13 protein-coding genes are annotated in these 14209 nt (G+C 37.2%); 2 read left to right on the top strand and 11 right to left on the bottom strand.

The window, feature by feature from the left end; all coding sequences use genetic code 11:
- Window positions 1–31: 31 nt before the first annotated feature.
- The 9 genes from ABD676_RS02550 to ABD676_RS02510 form a co-directional block, all read right to left on the bottom strand.
- The gene (locus tag ABD676_RS02550) at window positions 32–466 is read right to left on the bottom strand and encodes an HYC_CC_PP family protein (protein ID WP_486387592.1); all 435 of its coding nucleotides are present in this window, start codon (window positions 464–466) and stop codon (window positions 32–34) included.
- Between the two features lie 309 nt (window positions 467–775).
- Window positions 776–1537, bottom strand: coding sequence for a tryptophan synthase subunit alpha (trpA, locus tag ABD676_RS02545; protein WP_344673100.1), 762 nt, complete (start codon window positions 1535–1537; stop codon window positions 776–778).
- Between the two features lie 2 nt (window positions 1538–1539).
- Window positions 1540–2724, bottom strand: coding sequence for a tryptophan synthase subunit beta (gene trpB, locus ABD676_RS02540; RefSeq protein ID WP_344673099.1), 1185 nt, complete (start codon window positions 2722–2724; stop codon window positions 1540–1542).
- Window positions 2717–3343 carry a phosphoribosylanthranilate isomerase gene (locus ABD676_RS02535; RefSeq protein ID WP_344673098.1) on the bottom strand — a complete coding sequence of 209 codons (627 nt, stop codon included), beginning with the start codon at window positions 3341–3343 and terminating at the stop codon, window positions 2717–2719. The genes trpB and ABD676_RS02535 overlap by 8 nt, the downstream gene beginning before the upstream one ends.
- Complete coding sequence (trpD, locus tag ABD676_RS02530) at window positions 3336–4325, bottom strand: anthranilate phosphoribosyltransferase (protein WP_344673097.1); 990 nt, start codon at window positions 4323–4325, stop codon at window positions 3336–3338. The genes ABD676_RS02535 and trpD overlap by 8 nt, the downstream gene beginning before the upstream one ends.
- Before the next feature lie 209 nt (window positions 4326–4534).
- Window positions 4535–4999: a hypothetical protein gene (locus ABD676_RS02525; protein ID WP_344673096.1), complete on the bottom strand. Its 465-nt coding sequence runs from the start codon at window positions 4997–4999 to the stop codon at window positions 4535–4537.
- A gap of 91 nt (window positions 5000–5090) precedes the next feature.
- Window positions 5091–5312 carry a DUF2795 domain-containing protein gene (locus tag ABD676_RS02520; RefSeq protein WP_002996718.1) on the bottom strand — a complete coding sequence of 74 codons (222 nt, stop codon included), beginning with the start codon at window positions 5310–5312 and terminating at the stop codon, window positions 5091–5093.
- 130 nt (window positions 5313–5442) lie between these two features.
- On the bottom strand, window positions 5443–6186 hold the full coding sequence (locus ABD676_RS02515; protein WP_344673095.1) for a lysophospholipid acyltransferase family protein: 744 nt from the start codon (window positions 6184–6186) through the stop codon (window positions 5443–5445).
- A gap of 140 nt (window positions 6187–6326) precedes the next feature.
- On the bottom strand, window positions 6327–7697 hold the full coding sequence (locus ABD676_RS02510; RefSeq protein ID WP_344673094.1) for a dipeptidase: 1371 nt from the start codon (window positions 7695–7697) through the stop codon (window positions 6327–6329).
- A gap of 214 nt (window positions 7698–7911) precedes the next feature.
- Here ABD676_RS02510 and ABD676_RS02505 point away from each other — a divergent pair, with 214 nt between their 5' ends.
- Window positions 7912–10698, top strand: coding sequence for an outer membrane beta-barrel protein (locus tag ABD676_RS02505; RefSeq protein WP_344673093.1), 2787 nt, complete (start codon window positions 7912–7914; stop codon window positions 10696–10698).
- A gap of 2 nt (window positions 10699–10700) precedes the next feature.
- Complete coding sequence (locus ABD676_RS02500) at window positions 10701–11486, top strand: GLPGLI family protein (RefSeq protein ID WP_344673092.1); 786 nt, start codon at window positions 10701–10703, stop codon at window positions 11484–11486.
- 229 nt (window positions 11487–11715) lie between these two features.
- Here the strand turns inward: ABD676_RS02500 and ABD676_RS02495 are convergent, their stop codons facing one another.
- A complete protein-coding gene (locus tag ABD676_RS02495) occupies window positions 11716–11898 on the bottom strand; it encodes a histone H1 (RefSeq protein WP_344673091.1) in 183 nt (60 codons plus the stop codon).
- Window positions 11899–12025: 127 nt separating this feature from the next.
- Complete coding sequence (locus ABD676_RS02490) at window positions 12026–14164, bottom strand: S46 family peptidase (protein WP_344673090.1); 2139 nt, start codon at window positions 14162–14164, stop codon at window positions 12026–12028.
- Window positions 14165–14209 lie beyond the last annotated feature (45 nt).

The raw sequence follows: 14209 nt of genomic DNA, 5'->3' as shown, positions 1-14209 counted from the left end.
ATAAATTAATTCAATGGAGTTGGGCTATTTATCAAATTCTTAGGTTGCAATGCAGAAGATGTACGGGTTCTAAATCTTGTATCGGAATTGATGCAAGTAGATTGTTAGACTTATTATTGTCGTCCAATGCTTCTTTCCATTGTTCCATAATCCACGGGATAAGGACAATAGCAGGGGAGAAGCTTATTAAATTCTGTAAGGATGTTTTTGTTTGAAGTTGCTCGGTATCCGATTTTAGGTCGATCTGTCGATCTTTACATTGGTCATCCTTGCAACAGGAATTGTCTTCTGTATGTTCCTTATTATCATGTTCTTTTAAGCAGTTAGGGCAATTGTCATGTGATACTTTAGAATATTGATCGATGGAATAAGAAGTGTGTTTTCCACAATGGTGTAAATAGATAGTTGCTCCTGTACTGCATACAGAATAAATCATTAAAAGGATTATTGCAACTATTTTACGCATAGAATTTCAAATATAAGAATTGTTGTCCGCAATAGTGTGGATAAAATAATTTTAATTTTTCTTGTTTCTAAAAACTACTGTAATTATATTCGGAATAACTTAATGTAATAACCTAATAATTTATGGAAACTTTAGCTGCACATCCAAACTTGTTGTATGCAGGCCTAGTCGGTTTAACATGCGCAGCAGGCTTGGTACTATTCTTATCAAACAAAATTTTAAGAAAAGTAAACTAAAAATAAAGGGGGAAAATTAATTTTCCCCCTTTATTTTTTAATGCGCATTTAAACACCACGTATGCAGATCCTCTTACTTCCCTTTTAAAGCTTTGATAAAATTTGGGATTTTGTCTAAATAGTTTTCTTCTGCTAATAATTTAACAAATGCTGTTCCCACAATTGCCCCTTGTGCATAGGTAGTTGCTTTTTGAAAAGTATCTTTATTGTGGATCCCAAAGCCAATAACGACTGGGTTGTCCAAATCCATATCCTTAATGCGTTGGAAATAACGTTCCGATTGATCTTGAATGTTTAATTGGGTTCCTGTTGTAGCATTGGATGATAATAAGTAAATGAAACTTGAAGACAGCTTATCAATTTTGCGAATTCTTTCATCGGATGTTTGAGGAGTAACCAAGAAGATATTGCTTATTCCATTTTCTTGAAAAATATTCTCATACAATTCCTCATATTCATACATAGGAAGATCAGGGATAATCGTTCCATTGACGCCTACTTCTTTACACTTCTTACAGAAGTTCTCTACACCATATTGTAATACTGGATTAAAATATCCCATTAGGTAAACCGGAATGCTCACACGCTTACGCAGGTCTTGTAGCTGTTCGAAAAGAACCTGTAAGGTCATTCCGTTCTTTAGTGCTTCTTCAGAGCTAAACTGAATAGTAGGTCCGTCTGCCACTGGGTCTGAGTAAGGGAATCCTATTTCAAGGAAGTCTGCACCAGCTTTTTCTAATGCTTCAGCAATGTCTACTGTGCTTTCTAAACTGGGGTATCCAGCTGTAAAATATATCGATAGCAATCCGTTTGCTTGTTTGTTTATCTGCGTCATGATTAAAAACCAAAGTATTTCATGTAATTATCTAAATCCTTATCTCCACGTCCTGAAAGACAGATTACCACTGTTTCATCACCATTAAAGGTCATTTTCTCCAGATGTGCTAAAGCATGAGAGCTCTCAATAGCTGGGATGATACCTTCCAACTTGGTGAGAAGTAGACCTGCATTCATGGCTTCTTCATCCGTTGCGGAAACATATTGTCCACGTCCGGATTTAAATAACCAAGCATGTTGTGGTCCAATACCCGGATAATCCAGTCCCGCAGAAATAGAATATGGCTCGATAACCTGTCCGTCCGCTGTCTGCATCAAAATGGAACGACTACCATGCAGCACACCCTCATGACCCAATACGGTTGTTGCTGCTGATTCCCCACTGTCTACACCATGTCCTGCTGCTTCTACTGCTATAATTTGTACCTCTTCTTCATCCAAGAAATGATAAAACATACCTGCTGCATTGGATCCTCCACCTACACAGGCCATCACGATATCTGGATTCTCTTTTCCTGTTTTTTCCAGAAGTTGTTTCTTCGTTTCTTCAGATATAATGGATTGAAAACGAGCCACCATATCGGGATAAGGATGCGGTCCAACCACCGAACCAATGATATAATGTGTATCCACTGGATTGTTGATCCAATCGCGTAAAGCTTCATTGGTAGCATCTTTTAAGGTCTTACTTCCTGATTTGGCAGCTACAACTGTAGCTCCCATCATTTTCATGCGAGCCACATTGGGTGCTTGCCTTTGAATATCAATTTCGCCCATATAAACCACGCATTCTAGTCCCTTCAACGCACATACAGTAGCTGTAGCAACGCCATGCTGTCCTGCTCCGGTCTCTGCTATAATGCGTTTCTTTCCTAATCGTTCAGCTAGTAATATCTGACCTATGGTATTGTTAATCTTATGTGCACCTGTATGATTGAGGTCTTCACGTTTCAGGAAAATGTTTGTTTTATAACGTTCAGACAATCGTTTTGCTGGATATAATGGAGATGGACGACCAACATAGTCTCTCAGTAATTCTTCAAACTCTTTTTTGAAGGAAGGATCCTCCATGATTTTAAGGTATTGTTCTTGTAACTCTTCCACATTCGGATACAACATTTCGGGAATATAAGCTCCCCCAAATGGACCATAATATCCTTTGCTATTTACTTGATATTTACTCATGGTTTATGATTTTCAATGCCGCTTTTATTTTTTCTATGTCTTTTAATCCTGGACTGATCTCAAAACGAGAGTTTAAGTCCAAACCAATTAATCGGCTGTCTTCAAATTCAACAGCTTCTTGTATATTTTCTAAGGATAAGCCCCCACTCAAGAAATAGGGTTTATCATAAGGGTATTCTATTAATTTTTCCCAATTGAACCGTTCTCCAGTTCCACCATATTGGGAACTCTTGCTATCGAAGAGTAGGTAGTCAATGTGATTTAAATAAGGTTCCAAGGAATTCCAATCAAAGTCATTGTTCACTCCGAAAGCCTTGATAATTTCAACTCCAGATTGATTCAGTTGTTGTATTAATTCCACGGATTCATCACCATGCAATTGTATGCTATGAAGTTGATAAGATTTGATGGCTTGGGTGATTTCTTCTAAAGATGCATTAACAAACACACCAGTCTTTTTGATATCTGGATTGCTGTTCAATAATTTTGCATCAGCAATATATCGGGCGGACTTTGGATAGAAGATATGTCCAATGTAATCAATTGCAAGTTGAGTGAGTTGATGGATGTTCTCATCCTCACGCATGCCACATACCTTTACCAATAGTTTCTTAGCCATTTACCAATTTATTTAAGCTTGAAGCAGCCTTTAATCCTAATAGCGATCCCTCTGCCTCGTAATAACAGTCCCCAAAGCTTTTTTCAGGATGGAATGTCTTGATGGCAAAAGCTGCATTGGTCAATACCACATTGTTTTGTACATCGGTTCCTTCACCTTGGATAATAGTTCTAAAGGTTTTGGCTGATTCATCTACTTGTTCACCTCCAGCAAGATCCTGTGCAGCAACCGGACTAAATCCAATCTCTTCTACCGTGTAATAGTTTTCACCTGCATTATTGATGATTTTGAAATCGCCCGTTAGTGAAATTTCATCATAACCATCCAAAGAATGTATAATGCTGTATTGTTTATCTGTTTGTTGGTAGAGATAGGCATAAAGTCGAGCAAGCTCTAAACTGAATACCCCCACAGATTGGAATTTGGGATTTGCAGGATTGGTTAATGGGCCTAACATATTGAAAAATGTCTTAACACCCAAGGCTCTACGGATAGGGGCTACTGTTTTCATTGCAGGGTGAAATAACGGCGCATGTAGAAAACAGATATTTGCTTCTTCCAATTGTTTTTGCAGGACATCCTTATCCGCACTAAAAGTATAGCCGAGGGACTCCATAACATTGGAAGATCCGCATCCCGAAGATACACCCACATTTCCATGTTTGGCAACTTTATAGCCTGCCCCAGCCACTACAAAGGATGATAATGTTGAAATATTGAAGGTATTCTTTCCATCTCCACCTGTACCGCACATGTCAATCAAATCATAACCATTAAAGTCTAATTTATGGCATAGATCATACATGGCATCACGAAATCCACCTAATTCCTCCACACGGATGCTACGCATTCCATAGATGGTCATAAAGGCCGCAATCTGATGGGTATCGTATTTTCCTGTGGCGATATTGGTCAGGATGTCGTAAGCTTCTTTTCTGCTAAAAGACTTGTATTCAAATAAATGTGCTAAAATTTCTTTCATATAATTCCATAAAAAAAGGCTTGCCTAAAAGGCAAGCCCGCTATTTTTTGAGTTCAAATAATTCATTCAATAGGTGATTGCCACAACATTAGCTGTTGTGCCACCAAAATAAGTTATTGAACTGTTGTGCTTTCATTGTAAGTGAAACAAATATCTACGATTGTTTTGATATTTGCAAGAAATCTATTGAAAAAATGATTTTTTGTTAATTAATAACACACAAAATGCGCCATTTCATTTCCTTTGGATACCAATGTAAAGGATGCAATTTTGCCTTCTTCAGTATAGATGCTGGTCAATAGACGATCCTTATGGTAAAGAAAATACATGTTTTCTGTATTTAAATCTTCTACATCAATGTCCCTCACTTCTTTTCGAGGTAACTCTTTATAGGATTTATATTGGATAATTTCCAGCTTCTTCATCATTAGGTTGATGCGAATTTCCTCCAGACTTACTTCCAAATAATCGTACAGCTCATCGGAAGGCTCTGTAACACGTACATATTGGCTGAGGATTACATCCAATGCGATATCTTCATTAGCGAGATCTTTAATGAAGTTTTTAACCAGGTTTAAACCATTACCATGGCTTTTCTGTTCCATTGGTTTTGCTTGAGCAAAGCTTAAAATGGGGCAAATAAGAAAGAAAATATAAAGTAGTGGTTTTTTCATGTTTCTCATATTATGCTTGGTTAGACCTGCAAAATAGGAAAAGGATTAAATAAAAAGCGCCTTTTAATCAAAGGCGCCTCTTATATTGAATTTAATATTCGTCTTCGTTGAAAAAGAAATCATCCTTAGTTGGATAATCCGGCCAGATCTCCTCGATGTTTTCGTAAGGTTCACCGTCGTCTTCCAACGCCTGAAGATTTTCAATAACTTCAACAGGTGCCCCAGAACGGATAGCGTAGTCAATCAATTCATCTTTGGTAGCTGGCCAAGGAGCGTCTTCTAAATGCGAAGCTAATTCAAGTGTCCAATACATATCTCTTTAATTAAGTTATACATTTTTCGCAAAAATAATATTTAATTTAACTAATGCAAGTTATTTGGTTTTAAATCTTTGTTAACAGATGTATCTAGCAGATTTTCAGTTCTATAAAATAAATATTTCTTTATAACAAGGAACCCTCTTGCCAAACTTTATTCATCTTTTCATAAACTTCTTGTTCGATGGAGGAATTTGCAGTTGAAACATTGGGGTCTGTTTCAATTGGCTTTAGTACCGTGATTTTGATACAGCCAGGTCTAGATCCAAATTGTCCACCATCATCCCATAATATGGCTGAGGCATTGTGAATAACCACCGGTAGGATAGGGGTGTTGTTATCCATAGCCATACGGAAAGCACCAGGTTTAAACTTGTGTAAGGTTGGTGGGAAATGGTCATCTATCTTTCCCTCAGGAAAGATAACTAAGGACTTGCCTTCTTTCAAAAGTTCTGTAGCCCGTTTAAACGCCTTAAAGGACGAAATTTTACTTTCACGCTTTACGGGGATATCAATCGTTTTAAAAAATATACGCGTTACTGGATTTTTTAATAACTCCACTTTACCAATAAAGGAAAATGGTCTTGGAGATAAATAGGTCAATGCTGTAATATCCAATATAGAAGTATGATTTGGGCAGATAATGTAATTTTTAGACCAATCTATGGGCTCTTCATAGGTCACTTTATATCGAATGCCTACGAAGTAACTTCCAAGAAGTGATATCCATTTGCGGAACCAAACGATGCTATTATAATGCTTTTCAGGATTCTTAGCTAAGAAATATAAAATAGGAAAGCTAATGACAAAGAAAAAGAGAATGGAAAGAAAGTAAAGCAGTCTATGGATTTTCTTTAAGATTAGCAGCATGGTCTATTGTAACATCTCCACCGAAGGTAGAAAAAAAACATACGCCCTCCAAAAATCAGATAGAACAATATGAGCTTTACGAAACAAAGAAAAGGTATGGAAATAAAAAAGCTCCCTAATTCAAGGGAGCTTTATGTCTATTATTTGCTTAACTCAGCGTAATATTTATGGAACAATGGAATTGTTTCAATACCTTTTAGGTAGTTTTCAATACCATATTTCTCATTTGGCGAGTGTAAATTGTCGCTATCAAGACCAAAGCCCAAAAGAACAGTCTTAATACCCAATTCTTTCTCGAATAAAGCTACGATAGGAATAGAACCACCACCACGAGTAGGAATAGGTTTTTTGTTGAAAGTTTCTTCTAAAGCTTTCTCAGCAGCTTTATACGCGATGCTATCCGTAGGAGTAACAACAGGTTCACCACCATGATGCGGTTTAACCTCTACTTTTACCGACTTAGGCGCAATTGCTTCGAAGTGATCTTTAAACAATTTGGTAATACGCTCAGAGTTCTGATTAGGAACAAGACGCATAGAGATTTTAGCAAATGCTTTAGAAGGAAGAACCGTCTTAGCACCTTCGCCAATATAGCCACCCCAGATACCGTTTACCTCTAAGGTTGGACGGATACCAGTACGCTCGATTGTTGAGTAACCTTCTTCTCCCCAAAGTTCTTTTACACCTAAATCTTCTTCATAAGTCTCGATATCGAAAGGAGCTTCATTTAAAGCTTTTCTTTCTGCATCTGTTAATTCAATAACGTCATCGTAGAATCCAGGGATCGTAATATGATTGTTTTCATCGTGTAATGAAGCGATCATTTTAGCAAGGATTGTTGCAGGGTTAGCTACAGCACCACCATAAACACCTGAGTGTAGATCGCGATTAGGACCAGTAACTTCTACTTCAACATATGATAATCCACGAAGACCAGTCTCTAAAGACGGGTTTTCTAAGCTAATCATGGAAGTATCCGAAATAACGATGACATCAGCTTTTAAACGTTCTTTATTCGCTGCAACGAAGATTCCTAAGTTAGCAGAGCCAACTTCTTCTTCACCTTCGATCATGAATTTGATATTACAAGCTAATTCGTTGTTTTTAACCATATACTCAAATGCTTTTACGTGCATATAGAACTGACCTTTATCGTCAGCAGATCCACGAGCATAGATTTTACCATCACGTACGGTAGGTTCAAATGGAGGAGTTTCCCAAAGTTCAATAGGATCAGCAGGTTGTACATCGTAGTGCCCATAAACTAATACTGTTGGTAAGGATGGGTCAAAGATCTTCTCGCCATATACGATTGGGTATCCTGCAGTAGGGCAGATTTCAACATTATCAGCACCAGCATCTTTAAGTTTCTGGGCAACAAATTCTGCCGTATTTAATACGCCTTCTTTAAATTGAGGATCAGCACTTACTGATGGAAAGCGCAATAATTCAAATAATTCTTCTAAGAAGCGGTCTTTGTTTGCTTCTACATAGTCTTTGATTTTTTGCATTTCAAAAGGGTTTTTGCAAATGTAGTGAAAATAAATATTACACAGGTTGTAACATTTTCTCCCTTTCAGCGACAAATGTGTATAATGAATGGTAATTAAGGGTTTTTTACAATCGCTGTTAATTTTTTGTTAAAGTATTCCGGCTTTTTCTAATGTTCACACAATTGTGATAATTTCGCTGAACCATTTATCTTTTGAACACTATTAATTTATTATGAAATTTTTTACAAGCCTATTACTCTCCCTCTTTTTTGGTGTGCTGACCATGCAAGTACATGCCCAAAAGAAGATTACGGGGGAAATCGTATCTGAAACTGACAAAACAAAATTGGCCAATGCCAGCGTTTTGCTACTCCAAGCGAAGGATTCCATATTAGTGGACTTTGCTCGAGTGGACCAGAATGGTAAGTTTAGTATGGTCAATCCAGACACTTCAGATCTATTATTAATCGTCAGTTACCCTAAGTTTGGTGATTACTACCGGAATATTAAAAAAGGTACTGGAGATGTACAACTTGGTCAAGTTACCATGCAATCCTCTGCTGCCTTAATTGAAGAGATTTTAGTGACTGGAAAGATTCCAGTTGTCATAAAAGGGGACACTGTTGAGTACGATGCTTCAAGCTTTGTAACAGAGAAAAATGCTAAAGTAGAAGACCTGTTGAAAGTATTGCCAGGTATTTCTGTGGATGCATCAGGAAAGATTACTGCTCAAGGGAAAACCGTAGAAAAGGTATTGGTTGATGGTGAAGAATTCTTTGGAGATGATCCTACCTTGGTAACCCGCAATATCCGTTCGGATATGGTGGATAAGGTTCAGGTATATGAGAAAAAATCTGAACAAGCAGAACGTACGGGTGTGGATGATGGAACACGTGTTCAGACCATTAATGTACAGCTGAAAGAGGACGCAAAGAACGGTATGTTTGGGAAAGCAGAAGCAGCTGGTGGAACCGATGGAGATAATGGTTTCTATTTGGGTAAAGTAGCTATCAATAGGTTTAAAGGTTCTCGTAAGATATCAGCATATGGTATTGGTTCCAATGATGGACAAGTCGGTTTAGGTTGGGAAGAAGAAGAAAAATATGGCATGGGAGAATCAATTTCCATTGATGACGAAGGGGGGATGAGTTTTTCTTTTGGAGGTGATCCATTTAGCTATTGGAATGGCAAAGGACAACCAAGAGCTTTAACAGGTGGTATTTCCTTCATGGATGCCTGGAATGAGAAGAAAAATAAAATCAACCTAAATTATAAGTATGGTCAAATTGAAAATGATTATACGGATAATTCCATTTCAGAGTCGCCTACTGCAAGTGGATTTTTGAAAAATATCAACTCGAATAGATCCAAATCGGATGCAAATAGACATCGCTTTTACACGAAATATGATCTAAAAATTGACTCCTTGACGAGCATTACAGCAAAATTGTCAGGTTCTAGGGTGAATTCAGATAATTTTAATCGTCAAGATGGTGAAACCTATCAGAATGACACCAAAGTTTCGGATAACTTCTCCAATCAAACTGGTGAAACAACCAACCAAAATATCTCCTATGAAGCTTTCCTTACACGTAAGTTTAAGAAAGAAGGAAGATCTATATCATTGCGTTTCGCTGGTAATAACTCCGATGATGAAGGGACGCTTTTGTTGCAATCAAATACAAATAATTTAATTGATGGCACTTCTTCGCCAATAGATCAATTTAAAGATAAGGAGTCTAACTCCAATAATTTAAGAACATCTGTTACTTATACGGAACCATTAGGTAAACGTTTTAGAACCTCCATTGGCTATGAGTATGCGATGGCAAAAACACACTCCATTAACCGTGCTTTCAATAAAGATAATGTAGGCGATTATACCGTGTTAGATCAGGATTTCAGTAACGATTTTAATTTCAATAATTTCAGAAATTCAGCAGATATTTCCTTTGGTTACAAGACGGATAAAATTGATATTAATTTAAATAATAATATCCGCCATGATGATAGACAACAGTTTAATAACTATGAGAATACCTCATTAAGCCGTGATTATTTAACCTATAATCCTAATGCTCATTTCCGTTATAACCTATCGAAAACCAAATCCTTAAGATTGAGTTATAATTTCAATAATTCCTTACCTTCATTGTTCCAAATACAACCTCTCCGTCAGAATGAAAACCAAATGGTTGAAATCATCGGTAATGAAAATCTGAAACCTTCAAAAAACAGCAATGTGAATGTGGGCTATCAATCTTGGGACATGATGAAAGGTAAATATATCTACGGTAACTTATCCTTCAGCCAGACCTATGATGCAATCCAACAGAATGTGGTTATCGAAAATGGAGGATATCGTAAGTTGTATTATGAGAATATGGATAAACCATCTAATTCTGCCAACTTATGGTTCGGTGGTGGTTTTGACTTAATCCGTAAATACCAAATTAAAGGTAATGTACGAGCGAATGGAAGTTATTTCTCCGGATATAATTACATCAATGACAGAACAGTTGCTAATCCTACAAATGATTTCTTAGAAAATAAAAGCCAAAACTATAACTATTCTATTGGGTTAGGACTAGAAAGACAAACCACTAAAGTAATTGATTTTAGTTGGAATGTGTCTCCTGGATTTAGATTTATGGAAACTACCTTAAACCCAGAGCGTAACAGTAGTGGTTTTACCTTGAACAGTGACCTGGACTTCAAAGTGTATCTGCCTGCTAAGATTACCTTGTATGGTGAAGGAACCTATACTTACGAAGCTCCAACAAAAGCACTTCCGGATAAATTTCAACAGGTATTGTTTAAACCAGGTGTTTCCAAGAAATTCTTGAAAGGGGAGAACCTAATCGTAGATTTCTATGTGAATGATGTGTTTAACCAAAATAAGGGTTTCCGCAGATACCAAAGTAACGGAGCGATTATGCAGAATACCTATAACACCATTTCCAGATATTACATGTTGAAATTAACTTGGGAATTTACCAAAATGAACGCAGCGAAATAATCATGAAGAATACACTATATATTGCCGTTTTATTTATCCTTGGATTAAGCATCCAATCGGCACAAGCACAATATGCCTACTTTCCTACAGAAGGAAGTATCACATTCGAGAAAACTATTCACGTGAAGAACCTTATGAAGCGTTATATGAACAGTTTGAAGCCTGGGGATATGTCCAGGACCTATATCGAACAAATGATCACCAAATCGCCTGAAACGGCCGTTCTGGAGAAGAAGCTTTCATTCCGTGGAGATGAGGTTTATTTTGAGCCTGTAGAAAAGCAACAGCCACCTTTGGTTGCCCAGATGTTATCGATGTTAGATAACAACAATAAAGTTTATCAGAATCTAAAGAAAAATGAGTCTATGATCGCTTTAGAAATGGGAGGTTCAGGTGTCGCAATTAAGGATAGCCTAACAGATGTAAAATGGAAGATTACCAACGAATACCGCAATATTGCTGGATATGATTGTCGTCGTGCCAATGGAATTACGTTAGACTCCGTTTATGTAGTTGCTTTCTATACCGATCAAATCCCTACCTCTGGTGGTCCGGGTACTATTCATGGACTACCTGGGATGATCTTAGGCTATGTTGTTCCAGAGCAACACATAAATATCTATGCTAAGAAAGTGGAACTGACTGCTCCGACAATCAAATCGGATATCTTTAAGAAAAAGGATGAGCCAATGTCACGCGAAAAAACAAAGGCTAGAATGAAAGAGATTATGGGTCAATGGATGACCGAACAGCAGTTAAATCTGATGTTAGCCGCTATGTTTTTGTAACATAGCATGTAAATAAAACATTTTGTTTGTTGTTTAGTAAGATCGGGGCTGCCTTAGGTAGCTCCGATTTTTTGTTTCCATACAAAGAGATATTCAGTCTGATTTTAATAGCTACCTTGAGAAAGATTGTATCTAAAGATGATCTTAATTTGTAAGCCTCCTATTTCATAAAAGATAAAAAAAGCCCGACTTGGAAAAGTCGGGCTTTTTTATTTAAAACGCTGATAGCTTATTTCTTACCGTCGTTTTTCTTAGCAGTAATCTCGTTACGGATTTCTTGCGATAAGGTTTTGATATCTTGTAAACCTTTACGTACGCGTGTTCCAGCAGCAGAGTTACCGTTGTTGAAGAATTTTTCCGCATCAGCTTCGATTGAAGCTACTAGCTCTTTTAATTTAGTGTAGTTTTCCATTTTTTAATTAATATAATTTTAGTTTTTCTTAATTAATTCTCTAATATATCATAAATATACAAAAGGAATACAAACAAAGCGAATTTTGTAATGTTTTTTTATGTTTCAAATCGCCCTATTGAGGCTCTTACTCCACAATTTTCAATTCGTCAATGATATTTGTTGCTCCTGCAAACTTATCGATGATGAACAATACATAACGGATATCTACCGAAATTGTACGTTGCAATTTAGGGTCGAAAATTACATCTCCTGCCATTGCTTCAATGTTTCCATCAAAAGCCAAGCCAATTAATTCACCATTCCCATTCAATACCGGTGAGCCTGAGTTACCTCCAGTGATATCCTGATCACTCAAGAAGTTAACTGGCATGTATCCTGCTTTATCAGCATAACGTCCATAGTCCTTATTTTCATATAGTTCCATTAAACGTTTAGGAAGGTCGAACTCCTCATCTCCTGCTTTATACTTCGCGATAGTACCTTGAAGAGTCGTGTAATTATTTATCTTGGCATCATTGCGAGAATCTTTAGGTAATGCACGTATTGTTCCATAAGTTAAACGCAAAGTAGAGTTTGCATCTGGATAATGTTTGCCATTTGGATCCATTTCCAATACACCAGCGATGTATTTACGAGTTGCAGCTTGGAATTTATCAGTCAAGGTTTCTAATTCTGGATTGCTCTCACGGTATTTATCCATTAATGCTGTAGAGATCTTCAACAATGGGTCGTTTTGAACTATTGCAGGATCTGGAGCATTTAAGTAAGCTTCCATTTTAGCCTTAGAACCGAAGATACTGTTGTCGAATGCTTTTTGTACATCGGCTTGGAAATTACCATTGTTCTTAGTAGCCATCTCACGAATGTAAGGTGCGATATTACCACCTTTTGCAGCATATAAGTTTAATTCATCTGCTAATACATCAACCTCTAGAGGCATATAAGCCTTATCGTAGTTATCAGCAAGGAAAGCATTTAAGCGAGGAAGAATTTCTGAACGTTTAGCTTCATTTGCTTGTGCGTATTGCACTAATGCTTGGCCTAATGAGTAAGGAAGTGCCGCAAAAGTAGAAGAACGCAATAGGCCTGTCAAGAAATTGTCGTGTCTTGCTTTCTCATTAGTTTTTGCGTAGTAATCATTGATTACGCTGATTACATCACCATATTTTTCTTTATTAGCTGGTTTATTAGCCCATTTGTTGAATTTCTTCTCTTGTTTAGCTTTGGTTGCAGCAGTTTTATGCTTGGTTAATGCATCGATCATTCCCTGTCTGTTTTTCCAGTAGTTAGCTACTCCAGAGTATTTTGAAGCATAGTTTAACTTCACTGCTTGGTCTTTATCCATGTGTTTTTTCATGGCATCCATACCTACTTTAGATGCTTCAACCCATGCAGGATAAGCGAATTTTACGTTTTGATCAATACCTGCAGCATTCATCCAACGGTTTGTACGACCTGGATAGCCTAAGATCATCGAGAAATCACCTTCTTTAATACCTTTAATGCTTACTGGTAAGAAGTATTTAGGTTTCAAAGGCACATTTTCTTTTGAATATTCAGCTGGGTTACCATTCTTATCGGCATATACACGGAAGATAGAGAAGTCACCGGTATGGCGTGGCCATTCCCAGTTGTCCGTGTCACCACCAAATTTACCAATGCTACTCGGAGGAGTACCTACTAAACGAACGTCAGTATAGTCTTGGTAAACGAAATAGTAATATTCATTTCCGTTGAAGAAAGAACGTACAGAAACCACATATTTACCGCCTTCGCTATTTTCTGCTTGAATCTTAGCAATCTCTTGGTTAATGATTTTCTCTCTTTCTTTTTCCGACATCTTGTCATTTACTAATCCTAAGATGCGTTTTGATACATCGTCCATACGCACGAAGAAACGCACGTATAAAGATTTAGGTTTAAGCTCTTCGGCATGATTTTTTGCCCAGAAGCCATTAGTTAGGTAATCGTGTTGAGGCGTTGAAAGCTCTGCGATTGCTCCATAGCCACAGTGGTGATTTGTAAATACTAAACCACTTCCAGAAACAATCTCCGCTGTACAGCCGCCGTTGAATTGAACGATAGCGTCTTTTAAACTGGAGTTGTTTATGCTATAGATTTCTTCAGCAGATAGTTTCAAGCCTTTTTTCTGCATGTCGGCTTCATTCATCTTCTTCAGATACATTAGAAACCACATACCCTCGTCGGCAAACGAGAACGCGCTAATCAATGTCAGCGCACATAATAATACAATTTTTTTCATAACAACCTTTTTTGTCTATTGACAAATTTCAATGAATTTAAGCGC

Origin of the sequence: Sphingobacterium kyonggiense (genome assembly GCF_039536825.1) — a bacterium.
GTDB classification, from domain to species: Bacteria; Bacteroidota; Bacteroidia; order Sphingobacteriales; family Sphingobacteriaceae; genus Sphingobacterium; species Sphingobacterium kyonggiense.
Note: the sequence above shows the minus strand (reverse complement) of the source record. Positions and strands in the feature narration are given on the sequence as shown.